The sequence below is a fragment of the Kitasatospora sp. NPDC059327 genome (genome assembly GCF_042752535.1).
Lineage (GTDB): Bacteria > Actinomycetota > Actinomycetes > Streptomycetales > Streptomycetaceae > Kitasatospora.
In genome coordinates, this window is the sequence record NZ_JBHYYB010000209.1 from 1 (window position 1) to 5,415 (window position 5,415).

The 5,415-nt window shown below is 68.1% G+C and carries 5 protein-coding genes; 3 read left to right on the forward strand and 2 right to left on the reverse strand.

Going from position 1 to position 5,415, the window contains the following annotated elements; translation table 11 throughout:
- Window positions 1-239 precede the first annotated feature (239 nt).
- Window positions 240-1,325 (reverse strand): IS110 family transposase, encoded by a 1,086-nt coding sequence (locus tag ACFXHB_RS44250; RefSeq protein ID WP_380582822.1) that lies wholly within the window; start codon window positions 1,323-1,325, stop codon window positions 240-242.
- A 323-nt stretch (window positions 1,326-1,648) separates the two neighbouring features.
- On the opposite strand from ACFXHB_RS44250, the gene ACFXHB_RS44255 reads away from it, so the two are divergent.
- A complete protein-coding gene (locus ACFXHB_RS44255) occupies window positions 1,649-2,683 on the forward strand; it encodes an IS110 family transposase (protein ID WP_380582824.1) in 1,035 nt (344 codons plus the stop codon).
- A 412-nt stretch (window positions 2,684-3,095) separates the two neighbouring features.
- Window positions 3,096-3,794 carry a GH25 family lysozyme gene (locus ACFXHB_RS44260; protein ID WP_380582826.1) on the forward strand — a complete coding sequence of 233 codons (699 nt, stop codon included), beginning with the start codon at window positions 3,096-3,098 and terminating at the stop codon, window positions 3,792-3,794.
- 6 nt (window positions 3,795-3,800) lie between these two features.
- Here the strand turns inward: ACFXHB_RS44260 and ACFXHB_RS44265 are convergent, their stop codons facing one another.
- Window positions 3,801-4,100 carry a hypothetical protein gene (locus ACFXHB_RS44265; protein WP_380582828.1) on the reverse strand — a complete coding sequence of 100 codons (300 nt, stop codon included), beginning with the start codon at window positions 4,098-4,100 and terminating at the stop codon, window positions 3,801-3,803.
- A gap of 380 nt (window positions 4,101-4,480) precedes the next feature.
- Between ACFXHB_RS44265 and ACFXHB_RS44270 the strand changes: the two genes are divergently transcribed.
- Window positions 4,481-5,263 carry a hypothetical protein gene (locus tag ACFXHB_RS44270; protein ID WP_380582830.1) on the forward strand — a complete coding sequence of 261 codons (783 nt, stop codon included), beginning with the start codon at window positions 4,481-4,483 and terminating at the stop codon, window positions 5,261-5,263.
- Window positions 5,264-5,415 lie beyond the last annotated feature (152 nt).

Consider the following 5,415-nt stretch of genomic DNA (forward strand, 5'->3'; position numbering starts at 1 on the left):
GTCCCCTCAGGAACCGACTCGATCCGGTGATCCGTCAGCGAGCTCATCAGTGACTCCCTTGATCAGGGTGTCCACCGAAATTCTGATACTCCCGCGCCTGGTCGGCGAGGTCCGCGCCGAGCTCGGCCTGCCGATCGTCTGAGGAGTCGGCAGCCCCGACCACCGGCGATCGAGGCCCGCAAGACGATGGAGGGCACCGACGACGAGAACGCCGAACTCCTGGGATGCTCCTATAGACGTCAAGCTGCGGGGGCAAGGTCGGCTTTGCTGGTTTGTGGTGCTGGTGGCCTGGTCAGTGCGTTGTAGATCTCACGTGCGACGAAGCGCTTGAGGCAGCGTGTGATGTCCTTCTTGGACATGCCTTCCATTGTGCGGCGGGCGACGTAGGCGCGGGTGCGTTCGTCGTAGCGCATGCGGACCGGCACGATGGTGTGCAGGGCGTTGTTGGCGGCCCGGTCGCCGCCGCGGTTGAGGCGGTGGCGGTGGGTACGGCCGGATGACGCGGGTATGGGTGCGACCCCGGTCAAATGGGCGAACGCGGCCTCGGAGCGCATCCGTTCGGGGTTGTCCCCGGCCGAGGCCAGGAGCTGGCCGGCGGTCTCGGGGCCGACCCCGAACAGTGCGAGGAGTTCCGGGGCGGCCTGCTTGACCAGCGGGCCGATCTCGGCGTCGAGCTCGGTGATCTCGACATCGAGTGCTTGATGACGGCGGGCCAGGCGCCGCAGGGCCGCCTTGGTCGCGGCCAGTGGCGTGGACAGGTCCGTACCGGAGCGCAGTCGGGCGAGCGTGCGGATCAGCGCGGTCCGGTCCAGGTGGGCGACCTGCTCGCGCAGTGTCGCCGGCGCGGACACGAGCAGCCCGCGGATCTGGTTGATCGCCTGGGTGCGGGCCTTGACCGCGCTGCGGCGCGCACACCGCAGTACCCGGACGGCCTCGACCGTGCCGTCGCGGCTCTTGGGGACTGCGGTGGCCCGGCCGGAGGCGACTGCCATGGCGGCCGCGTAAGCGTCGATCGGGTCGGATTTGCCGCGCGTGCGACGGGTTTTGCGGTCCGGGCGGTCCACATCGACGACCGTGACCCCGGCGGCGGTCAGCACACGGGTCGGTTCGGCGCCGTAGGCCCCGGTGCCCTCCACCCCGACGGCGGTCACGGTGCCGTGCGAGCGTAGCCGGTTCAGCAGGTCCCGGTAGCCGTGCACGGTGGCCGGGAACTCCCGGTCGGCCAGGTGCCGGCCGAGTCGGTCGATCACCGCCGCGTGATGGGTCAGGCCGTGGGTGTCGACGCCGCCGGTGATCTCCGAGGCATCATGCGTCATGCTGGTCATGTCCGTCCTTGCCGCTTGTCCGAGCCGAGGGCGGCACGCGCCGGTCGGGCGGGTGGACAAGACAGTGACGGGGCCTCTGGCCAGGCTCCTGACTTGTTGAATCGGACCCAGGCGCTCGGTCTGCAGCCGTAGCGTCCAGGGTTTCGGTCGGCACGGGCCCGCAGTGCTCCTTGCCGCCCACGGGCTGGCTCTCTCATAGCGTGCCGCCGCCGGCCGACACCCGCGCGGTGTGGCTCGACAGAGGCATGAGGACGACACGGTGACTTCAAGTCAGGATGCCCACCGCACTCCCTCCCCGGTCCCGTCGAGTGCAAGGCCAGCCCGTGATCCTGATCGGTATCGACCCGCACAAGTCCTCCCACACCGCAGTCGCCGTCGACGCCTCGGGCCACCAGCTGGCCCAGCGCCGGTTCGTCGTCAACGCCGGCACGTTCTGCCAGCTCATGGCCTGGTGCGAGCAGTGGCCCGAGCGGCGCTTCGCCGTCGAGGGCGCCGGCGGCCTCGGCCGCTCGCTCGCCCAACAGCTGGCGGCCGCCGGCGAGGACGTGGTCGACGTGCCGGCCACGCTCTCCGCCAGGGCCCGGCTGCTGTCCACCGGTGGCAACCGCAAGACCGACGAGGCCGACGCCCGCCATGTCGCCCAGGTCGCTCTGTTCCGCCCCGACCTGCGGCAGGTGGCCGCTGAGGACCAGACGACGATCCTGCGGCTGCTGACCGAGCGGCGCGACGACCTGGTCCACGAACGCACCCGCGTACTCAACCGGCTGCACGCCGTCCTGCGCGATCTGCTGCCCGGCGGCGTGGCCACCGGACTGACCGCAGACAAGGCCGCCGCCGCGATGAAGGGCAGCCGTCCCGTCACCGCCACCGACAACTGCCGTCGGGACATCGCCCGTGACCTGCTGGCCGACCTGCGACGCCTGGACCGCCTGGTCAAGGACAACGAGGTCCAGATGCGCGAGGCGCTGGCCGCCACCCGAACCACGCTCACCAGCCTGCCGGGCCTGGGCACCGTGCTGGCCGCCAAGGTCCTCGGCCACGTCGGCGACATCACCCGATTCCCCACCGAGCACCACTTCGCCAGCTACACCGGCAGCGCGCCTCTGGACGCCTCCAGCGGCAACAACGTCCGCCACCGGCTCAACACCGGCGGCAACCGGGCGCTCAACTCAGTCCTGCACGTCATCGCGATCGTCCAGATCCGCGACGGCGGCCGCGGCCAGGAGTACTACCAGCGCAAGATCGCCGAGGGGAAGACGCCATCCGAGGCCCGCCGGGCCCTCAAGCGACGCCTGTCCAACGTGGTCTACCGGATCATGAAACGCGACCATCGGGCCCAACTCGCAGCAGCAGCTTGACACACAGAGGCGCTATGAAGTCACAAACGCCCGTCCGGCCGCGTGCGTGGTGATGCCACCGATGAGCCGACAAATCCCAAACAGGACAGTCGAGACGTCAGTCAGGCCACGGGTCAGACCCACCGACGACATCACCACGAACATCATCACTGTCAGGTCAGGTGCACGACGACAGGAGACCCGAGGAAGGCAAGGGAGACAGGCACGCCGTCCTGGCGCTCGCGCGTCGCCGCACGAACGTCCTCCGGGCCATGATCAGAGACAAAACCCCTACGGATGCGACGCCTCGGATCGTCACGGCGGCTTGGCCGCTGTCCGTGTCGGCCAGGACGACTAGAATCGCGACGCCCAATACACAGAGTCATTGAAGCGTGGCGCTCTGTCGTTATATCTCTGGCAGTCTGGAGCATCCGTGGGATCCACCGAATCACCCGGCATCAAGGGCATCGAGCTGTCGAAGCCTGCGTCCACTACCGCCCTTGGCAGCATGCGGTCGCAGGGCGTCTCGTTCGCGATCGTCAGGGGCTACCGATCCACCAGCACCGTAGACCCCAACCTGGCGGCCAATGTCGCCAACGCGTGGGCGGCCGGAATGGCGCACGTCGACGTCTACCACACCCCCTCCTTCTCCAGCGGCAATCCCGCCCGGCAGGTGAACGCCCTCGTCAACTACTTGAAAGTCAACAACGTCAAGTACGGCCAGATGTGGCTGAACATCGAAGGCCCCGGCGCCTACTGGGGCGACGACACCGCGGCCAACGCTGACTTCATCGCCGAGCTGTTCAACGAGATGAGGAGCAACGGCGTCCACCTCGGCATCCGCACCTCCGCCTCACAGTGGGAGCCGATCGCCGGAAGTTGGACCGGCGGCAGCGCCTACCCCCTCTGGTACAAGCAGACCGACAGCAAGCAGACCTTCGACGACTTCACCCCCTTCGGCGGCTGGACCAAGCCCAACATCAAAACCTACGACGAAGGCGAACTGGCCGGCGTGGGCGTCGAAAGGCTCTGGTACCTCAGGCCACAGCAAATCCCTCGGATCGCTCCGCCGACCAGATCACGACACGGGAGGACAGCCACGGCGGACCGTGGCCGCCCCCCAGGAGGATGAGTGAACTCAGGTACCGCCGTCCGGCGGCTTTGGAACGTCGGAGCGGCTTGACTTCGAGATCGGGACGTTGCTGGACCCGTGGCCGAAGCAGGTCGAGGACTGGACGGCCGCGCAGCGCAAGGCCGGCCGGGGCCGGATCACGCTGTACCGGGTCGTCTCGACGCTGCGCACCGCGCCGAACCACGCGGTGCGTTCGTGGCGGCCGAAGTTCGACCCGGCCGAGCGCTGCGTGCCGTGCACGCCCCGCGCGCAGGAGCGCACGTGCTGGACACCGGTGCAGGCTGCGGCGTTCCTGCCGCACAGCACGGAACAGTACGCCGACCGGCCTGGCGACCTCCACGTCAGCACGGGCTTCCGATGGCATGCGAAGCGGTTTCCCGACCCTGGAATCGACTTCGCCGCGGGGAGTCCTCGGTGGCACACCGCACCGAACTCCAGGTGGACCCCGAAGGCCGCATCGGGCTCCCTCTGCATCATGGGCAGGCCCCCTCGGCCAGGTGACGGGTGACGATAATGAGCCCTCGGTGCCGGTTCTGCGCGGTCGGGATGTTCCGGCAGGAGCACCCGATGACGCGTACTGTGCGTGGCCGAATGGTCACTTTACGATGAATGGGTTCGATGGCTATCGTCGGGTGGGCGCGGGCCGGCACGGTCCGCGAGGTGGCTTCCGGAAGGGTGATGTGCCCATGCCCCATGTGACGATTCCCGCCGATCGGATCGCGGTCCTCCAGAGCATTGTCGACAACTCTCCGCACGCGGTGCGCGGTGGCTGGTCGTGCGACGACCTCCAGGCGGAACTGGACTCCTACTTCGGCAGCGCGTTCGACGACCCGAGCGAGGGTATCGGTTACTTCTTCCTCTTCCTCGTGGCCCTGATCAAGGGCTGTGACTTCGTCTGGGAGGAGGGAGACCCCCGGTACTGGGCGGACCCCTTCAAGCAGAAGCCGTTCCTGATCGAGATGTGTCCGCCGCGATGGGACGCCCGGGGGTCCAGGCTGAAGATGTACGACTCCGACATCTCGGTTCTCATGAGCAACAACATCAACCGCAAGGGCGACTACGACCCCTCGCAGGACCCGCGCAACGCCTTCCACCTGGCCCCGGCCGGCCGTCAGCTCGAGGGCCGCGACGCCTACTACATCTTCGTCCAGGACGGACCGCACGCGGGCAAGTCCCTCTCCGGCTACTGGAACGCGGGCGCGGAGGGCGGCGAGGGGCGGCGCTACATCCACGCCCTGGAACACGACCCCGCCACCGCGGACATGTGGACCTTCAGCGACTACATGAGCGGCCACGACAGCGGCGGAACCGAGGGGCGTGCCATCGACAACTACACCGTCGACGGGACACACCAGGGACGCATGGACGTCACCGACGGGAAGGGCGGCCAGTACGTGCAGGTCTGGCCCGAATGGAACGGCTACTACAACCAGCTCTTCCAGCCCCGCCCCCTCGGCTACCAGTACTGACCCGGCCGGGCCACACACCTGCGGCAGATCGCGACCAAAGCGGGCGTGTAAGGGATTTGGCTCTGTCTCGTAATCGGTGGTAACCAAGGGTGATCGGCATCGTTGGCATGGTGTGCGAGATGTCAACGAGCTTGTGAGTGTGGTGTTTTCAG

Bases quoted from the DNA above. Each gene is read 5' to 3' on its own strand.
- ACFXHB_RS44250 (WP_380582822.1), bottom strand. From the start codon at position 1,325: ATGACCAGCATGACGCATGATGCCTCGGAGATCACCGGCGGCGTCGAC.
- ACFXHB_RS44270 (WP_380582830.1), top strand. From the start codon at position 4,481: ATGCCCCATGTGACGATTCCCGCCGATCGGATCGCGGTCCTCCAGAGC.